This is a genomic window from Streptosporangium sp. NBC_01469, from assembly GCF_036227305.1.
In the GTDB taxonomy this organism is placed as follows: domain Bacteria; phylum Actinomycetota; class Actinomycetes; order Streptosporangiales; family Streptosporangiaceae; genus Streptosporangium.
The window spans coordinates 4,375,891-4,389,122 of sequence record NZ_CP109465.1 but is presented as its reverse complement, the minus strand read 5'-3'; the positions used below and the strand labels follow the sequence as shown (position 1 = coordinate 4,389,122).

General features: G+C 71.4%; 13 protein-coding genes and 1 pseudogene. 5 read left to right on the top strand and 9 right to left on the bottom strand.

The features are described 5' to 3' along the window. Nucleotides 1–32: 32 nt before the first annotated feature. From OG587_RS19630 to OG587_RS19620, 3 genes are all read left to right on the top strand, one after another. Nucleotides 33–2,207, top strand: a complete 2,175-nt coding sequence (locus tag OG587_RS19630) for an NACHT domain-containing protein (RefSeq protein ID WP_329092324.1) — start codon at nt 33–35, stop codon at nt 2,205–2,207. A 127-nt stretch (nt 2,208–2,334) separates the two neighbouring features. Then, entirely contained in the window at nt 2,335–3,126 is a 792-nt protein-coding gene (locus tag OG587_RS19625) for a neutral zinc metallopeptidase (protein WP_329092322.1), read from the top strand. A gap of 148 nt (nt 3,127–3,274) precedes the next feature. Further along, a complete protein-coding gene (locus OG587_RS19620) occupies nt 3,275–3,568 on the top strand; it encodes a hypothetical protein (protein WP_329092320.1) in 294 nt (97 codons plus the stop codon). A gap of 203 nt (nt 3,569–3,771) precedes the next feature. On the opposite strand, the gene OG587_RS19615 is transcribed toward OG587_RS19620, so the two are convergent. Further along, nucleotides 3,772–4,680 (bottom strand): phosphotransferase enzyme family protein, encoded by a 909-nt coding sequence (locus OG587_RS19615; RefSeq protein WP_329092319.1) that lies wholly within the window; start codon nt 4,678–4,680, stop codon nt 3,772–3,774. Continuing rightward, nucleotides 4,677–6,044, bottom strand: a complete 1,368-nt coding sequence (locus OG587_RS19610; RefSeq protein WP_329092317.1) for a helix-turn-helix domain-containing protein — start codon at nt 6,042–6,044, stop codon at nt 4,677–4,679. The genes OG587_RS19615 and OG587_RS19610 overlap by 4 nt, the downstream gene beginning before the upstream one ends. A gap of 186 nt (nt 6,045–6,230) precedes the next feature. Here OG587_RS19610 and OG587_RS19605 point away from each other — a divergent pair, with 186 nt between their 5' ends. Then, nucleotides 6,231–6,818, top strand: coding sequence for an ATP-binding protein (locus OG587_RS19605; protein ID WP_329092315.1), 588 nt, complete (start codon nt 6,231–6,233; stop codon nt 6,816–6,818). Nucleotides 6,819–6,971: 153 nt separating this feature from the next. Here the strand turns inward: OG587_RS19605 and OG587_RS19600 are convergent, their stop codons facing one another. Together OG587_RS19600 and OG587_RS19595 are read right to left on the bottom strand one after the other, a co-directional pair. Then, nucleotides 6,972–8,033 carry a PLP-dependent cysteine synthase family protein gene (locus OG587_RS19600; RefSeq protein ID WP_329092313.1) on the bottom strand — a complete coding sequence of 354 codons (1,062 nt, stop codon included), beginning with the start codon at nt 8,031–8,033 and terminating at the stop codon, nt 6,972–6,974. A 9-nt stretch (nt 8,034–8,042) separates the two neighbouring features. Further along, nucleotides 8,043–8,156: pseudogene (locus OG587_RS19595) on the bottom strand (hypothetical protein); the annotation flags it as partial. Nucleotides 8,157–8,243: 87 nt separating this feature from the next. On the opposite strand from OG587_RS19595, the gene OG587_RS19590 reads away from it, so the two are divergent. Then, a complete protein-coding gene (locus tag OG587_RS19590) occupies nt 8,244–8,762 on the top strand; it encodes an O-acetyl-ADP-ribose deacetylase (protein WP_329092311.1) in 519 nt (172 codons plus the stop codon). 137 nt (nt 8,763–8,899) lie between these two features. On the opposite strand, the gene OG587_RS19585 is transcribed toward OG587_RS19590, so the two are convergent. The 5 genes from OG587_RS19585 to OG587_RS19565 form a co-directional block, all read right to left on the bottom strand. Then, entirely contained in the window at nt 8,900–9,658 is a 759-nt protein-coding gene (locus tag OG587_RS19585) for a restriction endonuclease (RefSeq protein ID WP_329092309.1), read from the bottom strand. Between the two features lie 371 nt (nt 9,659–10,029). Continuing rightward, on the bottom strand, nt 10,030–10,845 hold the full coding sequence (locus OG587_RS19580) for a thioesterase II family protein (RefSeq protein WP_329092307.1): 816 nt from the start codon (nt 10,843–10,845) through the stop codon (nt 10,030–10,032). After that, nucleotides 10,842–11,402, bottom strand: a complete 561-nt coding sequence (locus tag OG587_RS19575) for a hypothetical protein (protein WP_329092305.1) — start codon at nt 11,400–11,402, stop codon at nt 10,842–10,844. Before OG587_RS19575 ends, OG587_RS19580 begins: the two co-directional genes overlap by 4 nt. Nucleotides 11,403–11,468: 66 nt before the next feature. Then, entirely contained in the window at nt 11,469–12,353 is an 885-nt protein-coding gene (locus OG587_RS19570) for an NAD(P)-dependent oxidoreductase (protein WP_329092303.1), read from the bottom strand. 1 nt (nt 12,354) lies between these two features. Continuing rightward, nucleotides 12,355–13,218: an SAM-dependent methyltransferase gene (locus OG587_RS19565; RefSeq protein ID WP_329092300.1), complete on the bottom strand. Its 864-nt coding sequence runs from the start codon at nt 13,216–13,218 to the stop codon at nt 12,355–12,357. Nucleotides 13,219–13,232: the final 14 nt, after the last annotated feature.

Below are 13,232 nucleotides of genomic sequence, written 5' to 3'. Positions count from 1 at the left end.
AAGTCGGACGGCGCAGAGCGTACCCTCGATTCATGAGCGGCTCCGAGCCAGAAGGCGTGCACAACGAGATCGACGGCACGGTGCACGGTAACGCCGTCCAGGCTCGCGATGTTTATGGAAACATCATTTTTTACGCCGGCGACGAGGCGCGGACAGCCCAGGCCCGGGAGTTCGAAGATCAATTCCGACGTGGGGTCCTCCACCTCCTGGACCACATCGAACTCTGGGGTGTGGACGAGCTGCCCTGGGAACTGCGCAATTACCGGCTGAGCACCGCCTACATGAATCTTTCGCTCCAGGAAACAGGAGAAGGCCCCACCCTCAACGGGAGCGGTCTGCGCGTCGAGGACGCTGTCACCGGCAGACGCCGTCTGCTGCTGGAGGGTCATGCCGGCTCCGGGAAGACCACCGCTCTGCGCCATCTGGCCATTCGCGGACTCCGCGGAGAATTGCTCCGGGAGGGGGACGACTCCCCGGCGATGGTGCCATTCCTCATCAAAATGCGCGGCTGCCACGACGAGGGAAAACGCCTGCGCCTTCCCCAGGTGGAAGAGTTCGTCGCGGCCGTCGCCGATACGATCGCCGACGGTAAGCCTGAGCGTTGGGTGGCCGATCTCCTGAAGCACGGCCGGGGAATGATCTTTCTGGACGGTATCGACGAGATATCCGACAAGGACCGTCCGGCCGTCCTCAAATGGCTGGAAAAACTCCTCGCCTATTACCCGGACGCGTCCTATGTCCTGACCTCGAGGCCCGCCGCCGTCAACAAGGCCTGGCGCGAGCGATTACGAGCCCACGGCTTCGTGACCGCGAGACTGGAGCCGATGACGCCTACCCAGGTGGACGGCTTCATCGATCGCTGGCACCTTGCCGTGGCCGAAGGCGCTCATACCTACCGCCCCGGCCAGGTGTGGGAATCAGGACAACTCCTGAAGGGCGAACTGGCGGCGCGCCGTGATCTCGCGCGGCTGGCCAGGTCGCCGCTGATGTGCGCGATCCTCAGCGCGCAGCACCTCAGGGGAAACGAACTGGGCGACTCACGTTCGAAGCTCTTCCGCAGAGGCACTCTCGTCGACTTCCTGATCGAGCGCCGGGACGTACAGCGGTCCATCCGCCAGAGGTCCGACTGGCACCGCCTTCTCGCGCCGCTCGCCCACTGGCTGGTCCTAGCGGGCGAGGACACGCTCCCACGGAAGACAGCGGTCAAACTGATCGACCGGGTGACACATGGGGACCACCACCAGGCGGATTACATGCTCCAGCTCATGATGGAGCAGACCGGCCTCCTGGAACTCGTCGACGGAGAACGGGTCGGATTCCGGTTCCCCGGGTTCCAGGATTACCTGGCCGCCCAGGAGTTCCTGGACCAGATGCACCACCGGCACCTCGTCAGCCACGCTCACCTGCCCTCCTACCAGGAGGTGGTGATCATGGCGGTCGAGCAGGAGGCGGAGCACGATTCCTGGCACGTGCTGTCGGGGCTGGTCGACCGGGCCAGGAGAAGTCGCGACAACCATCGCCGGCTGTGGCTGCTGGCGGCCGCGTGCGTCGCGGACCTCGCCCCCGACAGGTGCCCGGAACTCACCGACCAGATCCGTTACACGGTCCGGGAGTTCCTGCCACCTCGCGACCTCGGCGAAGCCGACGAGATCGCCGAGGCCGGGGACTTCGTCCTCGACCTTCTCGCGGACGTGGCACGGTCGGGCTCCGTCACGAACGCCATGGCACCGGCCGTCATCCGCACCGCGGCGCTGATCGATGCCGACCAGGCGATTCCCCTCATCAGGCGGTTCCGTCACGCCGACGACCCCGGGATCCAGCGGGAACTGGCCGCGGGCTGGTGCCGGGGCCGCGAGTATGAGCGCTACGCCCGCGAGGTGCTGAGCGACGCGGCCCTCGGCTCGACCTGGCTTGACCTTCCCCACGTCTCCGCGCTGCCCACACTCCGCCTGATCACCGGCCTTCGGAACCTGCGGCTGCCCCGCGAAGCCGACTCCGACACGCTGAAGGCACTGGTAGGACTCGGCGGCCTCCCGAACCGGCTCGAAGCCATCAGCCTCGCCGACACGGCCGTCACCGACCTGACCCCGTTGACCAGGCTGCCGCGCCTGCGCCGGCTCGACCTCTCCAACACTCCGGTCACCGACCTGAGCCCGCTGGCAGAGCTTCCCGGCCTGAAAGTTCATCCGGTTCAGATCACCCGGTGACAGGGACCGCTTTCCCCGCGGAGGCGATGTGCGCGCTCCCGGGGAGAGCACCGACCGGCCCGGCCGCGTCGGCGACATGGCCGGCGTCGCCTCGGCTCGACACGCGGGAGTCCTAAGCTGTCCGACCATGCGCTTCCTCCCGTCCGGCGTCACCCCCCGGCGCCTCGCCGTCTCCACCCGGTGCGCCCTCCTCGCGACCGTGTGCCTCACCGTCCTGCCGTACGGGGTCGCACAGGCCGCCTCGCCCAAGAGCCCGCTTTTGAGGACCGGGAAGCTGGCGGCCACCTCGTGCCAGGAACCGCCGATCATCGACAGGGGCGTGCCGCTGATGCGGGAGTATCTGACGGCGGCCGTGAAATGCCTGAACACCTCATGGTCCGCCCACTTCGCCCGCGCCGGGCTGAGGTTCCGCAAGCCCGTGGTCCGCTTCTACGAGGAACCCGAGCGACGCGTGTGCGGGGTGCGCTGGCCCGCCAACGCGGCGGCCTTCTACTGCACCGAACGGGCCACGCTGGTGTTCCCGCTCACCGGCCACTGGATCGAGGGCAGGACCGACCTGTACCCCCTCAAGGTGGCGGCCCACGAATACGGCCACCACCTGCAGAGCCTCACCGGTGTCCGGGACGACTACGAGGCCCGCGTCCGCTCCGACCGCTCCCACCAGCCCGAACTCGGCCGCCGCTACGAGCTTCAGGCCGACTGCCTGTCGGGGGTGTTCCTGGGCAGCGTACGAGGCTCGCTGCCCCGTACCGAACAGGACTGGGAGGCACTGTCCGGTGCGCTCCGCGCCAGCGGCGACGACGGTCGCCGCACCCACGGCACCGGCGCCAACCGGCTCCACTGGTTCAAGCGCGGCTACCGGGCGCTCTCCCCCGCCGCCTGCGACACGTGGGCCGCCACTCCGTCCCGGGTGTCCTGACCCGCGAGCGGGAAAGCAGCAGCGGACCCCACGCGACGCAGGCGGCGGATCCCTGAGCAACCAGGTGAAGGTACTCCGACGCTCGAGCGGTCGGAACTTCACCGCCGGCGTCACCCATCACAGCCGCACCGAAGGGTAGAACATCGTCATGGCGGCTCGAGACCACGAACTCCTGCACGCTGCCAAACGCATCGCCGCCGCGCTGGGCCGCACCCCCGACGAGGTCATGCGGCGCGTCGTGGAGCTGGGGCGCGGCGACCGCGTCGACTGGTCCAGCAGCGAGCTTCTGCTGTGCGCCCTCGCCCAGCTGGCGGCCGAGCGGCCGATTCCTTCCGGAGCGGGCGGGCGCGCCGCGACGATCGAGAACATCGAGGCACCAAGCCTCGGCGTCACCCCGGGCAGGCCTGTCTCAACGGAGACGGAGGAGGGAGACATCACCTGATCCCCACGCTCCCCCTCCCCGGAGGCCCCTCGAAAGCCACCCCCTGGACACGGTCGCCGAACGCCCCGGACCGATGGCCGACGAGCCACTCGGAACGAGTGCGACCGCACCCCCGCGAAATACTGGGGCGATGTTCGAAGGCTTCGGGGAAATGACCGGCCCCGATCTCCCTCCGGCTCGTTCGCGGCTCCTTCCCGGACCGGTCACCGGTACGGCTGCCACCTGACCGTCTGGTCGCGGGTCCTGAAACTGCGCATGCGGTGCTCCCACTGTGGCCGGATGCCCGGGTTGCTGCGCAGGACGGGCACGACGCTGGTGACCAGTTTCAGCTCGCGGAGGCGGCGCAGGACCGGGAAGCCCGGCCAGCGGGTGACGTCGAAGCCGTAGCCCTCGGCGAGCGGCGTGTGCTCGTCCCAGGGATAGTCCATCCGCAGGCGTCCGACCGCGACGGGGGCCAGGTCCCACTCGCGCGGGCCGATCGCCGTACCGTCGAAGTCGCACAGCACCGGCCCGCCGGGGCCGGCGATGACGTTGCCCATGAACACGTCACCGTGGATGAGCCCGGCGGGGAGCACGTAGTCGAGTGCGGCGAGCCGCTCCTCGATCTCGTCGCACTCGTCCAGCAGAAAGGCGTGGTCGCCCGGGGACAGGTCCTCCGGCTCGTCGAGCCGCTGGCGGACCTCGGCCATCGGGGTCCACTCCGGCAGGTCCACCGGCGGGTCGGGAAGCGTGTGAAGTCGCCTGAGCACGGCGGCCAGGTCACCGCCACCGGGGCGCGGCCCCACCTCGGGAGTGTTCTCCCACAGGGTGACCAGGTGACCCTCGACCTGGAGCGGCTGCTCGCAGCCGGGCAGCAGCCGCACGGCGGGGAAGTCGTGGCCGGCCAGCCAGCGGGCGACCCGCACCACCGTCGGCACGCGGGAGCGGGCGGCCGAGGATCCGGCGACGCGCACCACGACGGATGCCCTCCGGAGGCGGAAGACGGCGTTGTTGGTGAACTTGATCAGCTCGGCGTCACCGGGTGCGAGCCCCACCCGGGCGCAGACCGACGCCAGCAGCGAGTGGAGCCGGTCGCGGGTGAGGCCGCCGGCGTGCTCGGTGGTCATCGTCATGCGGCGCGCACCGCCGAGATGCGCCGGGCGAGGTCCTGTGCGTCGCCGCTGTGCGCCCGCATCATGGCGACGGCCTGCAGCGGGGCGAGGCGGTCGATGATCCGCACCGAGCGGATCTCGGTCGCCAGGGTGACGGCCTCGTCGCCGTTGGCGATCCCCGAGGTCATGTCACCCGCTCTGAGCTGCACCGTCGCGAGGGCCGTCAGCTCGAAGACCCTGCTCCTGGCCATGCTCGGGTCGCGCTGCCCGAGCGCGTCGGTGAGGAATCGCTCGGCGATGCCCAGGTGGCTGTCGAGGTGGGTCACGGCGAGGTCGGCGTGGACCATGCCGCTCGTCGCGTCGAGGTCGGCGGCGCCGAAGAAGCTCACCCAGGCGGGTGACTCTCGGTCACGAGCACGGGCCAGCTCGTCGCTCGCCCTGTTGATCGACTTGAGGGCGAGATCGCTGTCGCCCAGCAGCGCGTAGGCCCACGCCTCGTTGGCGAAGAGCATCGCCACGGTCCGCTCGCAGCTGGCGTCCTGCGCGCAGATCTGCCCGAGCTGGAAGAACCGCAGCGCGTCCAGGATGCGGTCGCAGTGCAGGTGGACGCGTCCCATCCGATACAGGACGTTGGCCGCGAGCGAGGAGTTCCTCGCGTATTTGGCCTGCTCCAGCGCGCGGGCCAGGTGGCCTCTGGCCGCTCCGTACAGGCCGACGTCGAAGGAGGTCCAGCCCGCGAGGTTGTGCTGGTCGGCCAGCGCCTGGTGCAGCCGCAGGGTGACCGACTCCGGGCACGTGGCCCGCAGCAGCCGCTGCGACCAGGTCAGCTGCGCCACCACCGCGTCGCGGCAGACACCGCCCCCGTGCCGGTAGTCCAGGGCGCGCAGCGTCCGGGTCACCGTCTCGATCTGCTCGACGTCGGCCATGCCGATGCGGTACGGGACGGGGGTCTCCGTGGGGGGCAGCGGCTCGGCCCACTCCTCGGCGTCCCCGACCGTCGCGCCGATGGTCACCTGCGCGGCGTGCGCGAGGAGGCGGCGTACCTGCTCGTCCTCGCCGGGGTCGTCGCGCTGGTCCGCCGCCGTCCCGGCCAGCGCCGTGGAGGAGGCGTCGTAGGCCAGCCCCATGTAACCGCGCGGGATTCCCAGACCGTCGGCGATCCGGCCGAGCACCTCGTACGCCATCACCTGGCGGCCCTTGAGGATCTCGGAGATCTCCGACTGGGACTGCGCCGTGAGGGCGGCGATGTGACGCTGTGAGACTCCGATCCGCTGGAGTAACCGGTACACGGTGGCCATGTCGCGGGCGGCCAGAGCCTGGCGCATCTGCGGACGTTCCCAGAGCGCCGGGTCGATTTCCTGCGCGTTCCCACTGCTGACGTTCATGCCGACCTTTCCCGGCCGAATTCCCTTGACGGGTTCCCTTGACGCCAAGGTAACCGGCGACCCGGCACCGCCGAAGCCGTATCGGTACGACCGATCATGCAAGGTGATCGGCCCTGCCTGTCACCGAACCGATCTGCGGACAGTATTGGTCCTGCGACTCTCCGTATATCGGTCTTGTCCCGCACCATGGGTAATTCAGACCAGCGAGTGGCCGGACGCCTCGGCGACCCCGTGCCGCTGGTGCCCTACGCGATAGGAGCGACGATGCTCACCGAGCACGCTCTGGCTCTGGACTTCGGCGTGCACGGCAAGATCCACGGCCGCTTCCGGGTGGCCGTCTGGCGCCTTCCCCAGAGCGACACCGCCCGCCGCGCCCGCAGGCTGCTCCGCGACCTGCTGTCCCGGCCGCCCTTCGCCGCCCACGAGGTCGCCGAGCTGGAGGTCGTGGTCACCGAACTGGCCACCAACGCCGGCAGCTACGCCCCGGGCCCGTACGAGCTGCGGGTCCTGCACGACCACGACCTGCCGATCAAGGTCGAGGTGGCCGACGCCGGCGGCGGGGTCCCGCTGATCGAACGCCTGCTGCACCGCCCGTTCACCGCCCCGGGCCACGTGGACGAGCTGGAGCTCGGCGGGCGGGGCCTGCGGATCGTCAACGAGTTCACCGCCGGGCGCTGCGGGGCCCGCTGGACGCGGCTGTGCGGCACCGGGCAGATCGGGACCGGCGTCTGGTTCGACCTGCCCGCGCACCGCCCCCGCCGAGAAGTCCCTTAGCCTCCCGGGCGGTTCCGGACCGGCCTGCCCGCGCACCGCCCCCGCCGAGAAGTTCTTTCAGCCTCCCGAACGGTCCCGGACCGGCGTCCGGTCCGACCTGTTCGTACACCACTCCCGGACATGACCTCCGCACCCCCGGGCCGTCGGCTCCGGTCACTCCGGCGCCGGATCCGGCTGCCAGGGCCCGCCGTGGTCGAGCAGGCGTTCCAGCCTCTCCGCGTACGGCCGCCAGTCCAGCCCCTTGCTCTCCGCCCAGGTGTCGTCGTGGCAGGTTCGCAGGTGGCGCGGATCGGCGTCGCCGATCACGGTCGCCACGGCACCTCGGACGCCCCGGGCGCGCATGCGCGTGACCATCTCCAGCGCGCCCCACAGGTTCGTGCCGGTGGCGGCGCCGACCGGCGGTCCGATGTCCCGGCGGACGCGGCGGGCGGCGGCCACACTCGCGGCGTCGGGTACGGGGACGACCAGGTCGACGAGGTCGGGGACGAACCCCGGCTCCAGGCGCGGCCGGCCGATCCCCTCGATCCTGGAGGGCATGCCCGTGGCGTAGTCGGCGGCGCCGCTCGCCCAGCCGGGGAAGTAGGCGGAGTTCTCCGGATCGACCACGGCCAGCCGTCCGGGCAGGTCATGGGCGCGCAGGTGGCGGCCGACGGCCGCGGACGTGGCACCGGTGCCCGCGCCGACCACGACCCAGCGCGGGCACTCCTCCAGCTGCCCGAACAGTTCCTCGGCCAGGCTTCCCCCGCGCCAGTCGACGGTCGCCGCCGAGGTGTAGTGGTCCAGGTAGTGGCCGCCCACCCGCTCGGCCAGCTTCGCCGCCTCCGCGTAGATCGCCAGGGGCGGGTCGACGTGCAGGCACCTCCCGCCCAGCCGTTCGACGCCCTCCCCGGACGACCTCTTCGGCATGACGGCGATGTACGGCAGGCCGAGCAGCCGGGCGAAGTACGCCTGCGCGACGGCCATCGCACCCCCGCTCGCGTCCACCACGGTGGTGCCCTCCACGATCAGGCCTGCGGTGATCGCCCGGACGAAGAGCGCCCGCGCCAGCCGGTGCTTGAGGTTGCCCGTCGGCTGCGCGGACTCGTCCTTCAGCCACAGCCGCACCTCCCACCCGGCGGGCAGCGGGAACCGGCGCAGCGGCGTGGGAGGGATCCGCTCCCTCTCGCCGTCCAGCTTCGCGATCGCCTCCACCGCCCACGCACCACCGCCGCTCATGACGGCAATCTAGTGCGATTCACCGAGCTGGCGGCGGCCGATGACGCCCGCCTTGCCGGCCACGTAGGCGGCGAGGTTGGCGGTGCCCCGCATCCCGGCGATGGACGCCATGTTGACGATCGCGCCACCACCTGAGCCAACATGTCAGAGCATGGGAAAGCGGGGAAGGACCCGGACGAGAAGACGTACCACCGAGGAAGGCCATGGCTCATGAGGATCACGCTGGTCCAGGGGGACATCACCACGCAGGATGTCGACGCCGTCGTCAACGCCGCCAACTCCTCGCTCATGGGTGGCGGCGGAGTCGACGGGGCCATCCACCGGCGCGGCGGCCCCGCCATCCTCGCCGAATGCCGCGACCTGCGCGCCTCCCACTACGGCAGGGGGCTCCCCACCGGCCAGGCCGTGGCCACCACCGCGGGAGACCTCCCGGCCCGCTGGGTCATCCACACCGTCGGCCCCGTCCACTCCCCCACCGAGGACCGCACGCACCTCCTGGCCTCCTGCTATCGCGAATCCCTCCGCGTGGCCGACGAACTCGGCGCCACCAGCGTCGCCTTCCCCGCCGTGTCGGCCGGGATCTACGGCTGGCCGATGGACGACGCCGCCCGCACCGCCGTCGACACCGTACGGGCCACCCCGACGCAGGTGACGGATCTGCGGTTCGTCCTGTTCACCCCGGACGCCCACGCCGCCTTCGAAAAGGCCCTCGACACCGCGGGGTCGTGAGCCGGTCCCGGCCGAACGGGCCCGGGGCCACCCACGGCCCACCCGGGAGACTCCCGGACACCGCCACCGCCTTCCCGTGCCCGCCGGTTCGCCGGTCCGCCGCGCACAGGCGGACGGCGCGGTGGACGGCGCGGTCGTCAGGCGGGCTCGTCGCCGAACGCTCTTTCCAGGCCCAGATCTCCATCCGGGTAGCGCGTCACGGGACGGCGTCCCGGCAGGGACCATCGGCCGGTCCCGCGGCGTGCCCGCGGCGCGAGGGTGAAGGACCCGGTGAACCAGGCGGCGAGCAGCGTGCGGTCGATCAGCGTCAGGTCGGTGCCCGCCGCGCACTCCCTGGCCGGAGCCGTGAACGTCGCCGAGGTGACGAGCACGCCGCGGTGACCGGGATAGGCGTGGAGCGCGCCGAGGAGGTCGCGGATCTGGGGTGAGCCCACCGAGGTGCCCCAGCGCTTGCACTGGATGACGAGGCGGTCGCCGCCGGGCCCGGTCGCGACGACGTCGACGCCGCCGTCACCGCTGCCGCCGATCCTGCGCACCCCGCGGAAACCCTCTCGCCGCAGCAGGGCCTCGACGAGGGCCTCGAACCGGTCACCGCTCATGCGGTCGACGCGTTCGAGACGCGCGTTGTCCTCCAGCCACTCCCGCTCCCGGGCCTCGATCACCTGATGACGGAGCAGGAGCGCCCCGGCCAGAGCTGCGATCAGCACGATCGTGCCGCCGATCACCAGCTGCCAGTTGGCGACGACGACGTCGACGAGCCATATGGCGACCACGACGATGGCCCCGGCCGCGACCACCCACAGGAACCAGTCGCCGTCTCCTTTGCGCCGGCGCGGTCTTCGCCCGCCGGACGCCCGCCGTCGCACCGTCTTGGCGGGTGTCCGTCGCCGTGCCATCGCGCACCTCCGGGGGACGAGGTTGGAACGTTGCCGCTGACCCTGTCGACTCTGACAACGGGTACCGACAATTTCCAGGGCGACGTGCTTCGGGACGACCGGCGAACGCGGATTCGTACCGGCCGTATCGGACGCACCCCGCCCGCACTCCCGAACCTCACCCCGGCATGACCACTCCCGAACCGTGCGAACCCCGAACCGGCGCGGCCTCACCGACCGGAAAACCCAGCCGGGCCAGCCGGCTGAGAGTGACACCGGCCCCCGGCCCGGAACCGCGCGCACTCCTCGGCCGGGTCGAAGGGACAGGTGCCCGAACGGCCGGGCTGTCGCCGATCACGATCGTGACACCTCTTCCCCCGCGTGCCGGAATCTCACGCGTGCGGGGAAGGAGCGGCCGAATCCTCGCGGAGCGCCTCGTCGACGCCTCCGGTGCCGGAGGCGTCGACGAGGCGCTCCGCGATGTCGGTGACGAGTGCCGCCTCCGCGTCCACCGGATAGAAGTGGCCCCAGGGAAAGGTCCGCAGCTCGAAACCGGAGGCCGCGACGCGGCTCCAGGCACGCATCTCCCCGTGGCTCACGCGCGGGTCGTCCGTCCCCAGGTAGCCGGTGATCGGAGCGGTGACCGCCGGAGTGAACGCGGGCCGGTAGGCGTGCAGGAGGTCGTGGTCGGCTCGCAGCGCGATCATCGCCAGGTCCATCAGCTCCGGGAAGCGCAGGAGCATCGGATCCGCGGCGGCGGCCTGCTCGGCGAGCTGACGATCACCGATGGGGATCCTCCTCGCGTCGTCCGCGCACAGGTGCGGCGCCGCGTGCGCCGACACCAGCAGCGCCGCCGGGGAGATCCGGTATCGTCCGGCGAGCCTGATCGCGACCTCGTACGCGACCACGGCACCCATGCCGTGCCCGAACAGGGCGAGCGGCCGGTCCGCCAGGGTGACCAGTGCCTGGCAGACGTGGTCGACGAGGGGTTCCATGCGGTCGATCGGCCGCTCGTTGACGCGGTTCTGCCTGCCGGGATAACACACGGCGGAGAGCTCGACGTCGGCGGGCAGCCGGTCCTGCCATCCCCGGTAGAACGTCGGGGCACCCCCGGCGTGGGGGAAGCAGACGAGGCGCAGGCGAGGCTCGGCGAGCGTGCGCTGCCTGCGCAGCCACATGCGAGAGTCCGCCGGGACCGTCTCGGTCATGGGAGGTCGTTCCTTTCGAGGACCGCGTACGGGCCGGCCGTCTCACCCTCCACCGTCTTCGGGAGCCGCTCACGGTCCTCCCCGAACCGGGGGTCGATCGTGATCCGGTCCGCGACCGCGATGCCGGCCCCCGAGACGTCGGCCTCCGGAGCCCCGGAACCGGGACCGGGAGTGCCGGGACCGGGAGTGCCGGGACCAGGGGTGCCGGGACCAGGAGTGCCGGGACCAGGAGTGCCGGGACCGGGAGTGCCTGGACCAGGAGTGCCGGGACCGGGAGTGCCGGGGCCGGGAGTGCCGGGGCCGGGAGTGCCTGGACTGGGGCCCCCGGGACCTGGGCGACCGGGGATTCCCGGACCGGGGACGGCCGGGTCGGGAAGGCCGGGACCGGGAGTGCCCGGACCCGGGAAGCCACGTCTCGCCATGCCGGCGACCGAGGTGCCGTGGTTTCGGGTGCCGCCGCCCCGGTCGACGCCGTGAGTGCCATCCGTACCGTCGATGCCGTCGATGCCGCCACCCCCGCCGGTACCGTCGGTGCCGGCCGCGTGCGTCGCGCTCAACTCTGTCGTCCTTTCCGGCGGCACGGCCGCGCCGCCAACCGGTTCGAACCCCGCGGGTGCTTCCCCTCAGCGGTTGTAAAGGACCGCTCGGCGGCTGCGGAACTGCTCGGTGAGCACCGCCACGTGCTCGCGCCGGTAGCCCTGGTCCATCGCCCTCAGCACGCGCTCGCGCATCACACCGAGGTAGGAGTGGTCGATCCCCGCCCGCTCCGCGATGCCCGCCAGGTTGTTGAGGACGTTCAGGTGTGAGGTCAGCGGAGCCTGCTCGAAGGTGTAGTCGCGGCGCGCGATGAGGCCGAGGCCGACACCGATCGTGTTCTGGAAACCGGGGTCGTAGAGCGGCACGGACTCCGCGAAGTCGTTGAGGGGGACGCCCATGCTCTCCGCGATGGCCGAGCACTCGAGGAAGCCGTTGACGAACGCGTAGTAGAAGGCGCTGGAGACGACGTGGTAGGCCTTGGCGTAGGCGGGGTCGGGGCCCAGGCGCACCTGCTTGCCGGACAGCGCCTCGGTGACGCCCGCCAGCTCCTTGAAGTCCTCGGCCGCCCCGCCGTAGACGGTGAAGCAGTCTTCGGTGCCGATGGCGTCCGGGTAGTTGAGGATCGCGGCCTCCAGGTATCTGCCTCCGGCGGCCTCCACCCGCTCCCGCAGGGGGGCGACATCGTCGGGGATGCCGCTGGCGCTCTGGACGACGAGCCTGCCGGAGAGGTCGGCCGCGGCCTCGTCGAGGACCGCGTGGGTGATCTCGTAGTCGAGAAGGCACAGCAGCACGATCGGGGAGGCCTCGATCGCCTCGGCCGCCGTCGCTCGGAGGTGGACGTCCCTTCCCTCGAGCCTCGCCGGGCGTTCGGGCGTACGGTTCCAGACCGAGACCTCCAGGCCGGAGTCGGCGCAGGCCCGTACGATCGCGGAACCGATCACGCCGGTCCCGATGACCGTCACATCCGTCATGTCACTGCTCCATCCTGGTGAAGGTCATGACGACCCCGCCGACCTCGGCGGCGTCCGCCCACGCGGCGAAGGTGTCGAGCAGCCGCGCGGTGCCGGACGCCCCGTACCCGGCCTCCGGCCGTGCCCCGCGCTCCCCCGGCCCGCGCGTGAGCCGGGAGAAGGAGTCGCGCACGCTCTCGGTGATGTCGACGAGCTCCGTGGCGGCCATTCCGGCCCGCCGCGCCGCCGACAGGTGGTCTTCCGGCACGTCGAACGACCCGGCGTTCGACACGGCGTTCGACACGGCGTTCGACACGGCGAGGTAGGGGCCGATGCGCTCGCGGATCTCCTCGGTCATCGGAACCAGCGGGTAGGGGGTCTCGACCACCAGGCGACCCCCCGGTCGCAGAACCCTGGCGATGCTCCGGTAGAGGGCCGCGACGTCGAGGTACGGGGTGACCTCGAAGGCCAGCACCGCGTCGAACGAGGCGTCGGCGAACGGCAGGTCCAGCGCGTCGACGCGCCGAAACCGCACCATCTCGGCCATGCCCTGCGCCGCGGCGTGCTCGGCTCCGTCGCGCAGTGCCTCCTCGTCGATGTCGATCGCCATGACCCGCGCGCCCAGGGTCCGGGCCAGGCGCACCGCCGGGCGACCGTTGCCGCAGCCGACGTCCAGCACCCGGGAGCCCCGGCCCACGCCCAGCCTGGCCACCACGAAGTCGGTCATCCGCTCCATGGCCTCCAGGATCGACGCGTCGTCGTGGGACCCCGCCCGGCGGCCGTGGTGCGGCTCGGGCCCCGCGGTCTCACCCATCAGCGCCGCGAGCTCGTTGTAGGTCGACTCGATCCCCGAGGAGGGAGAGGGGCCGGTCCTGACGTTTCCCACGTCCGTCCGGAGTC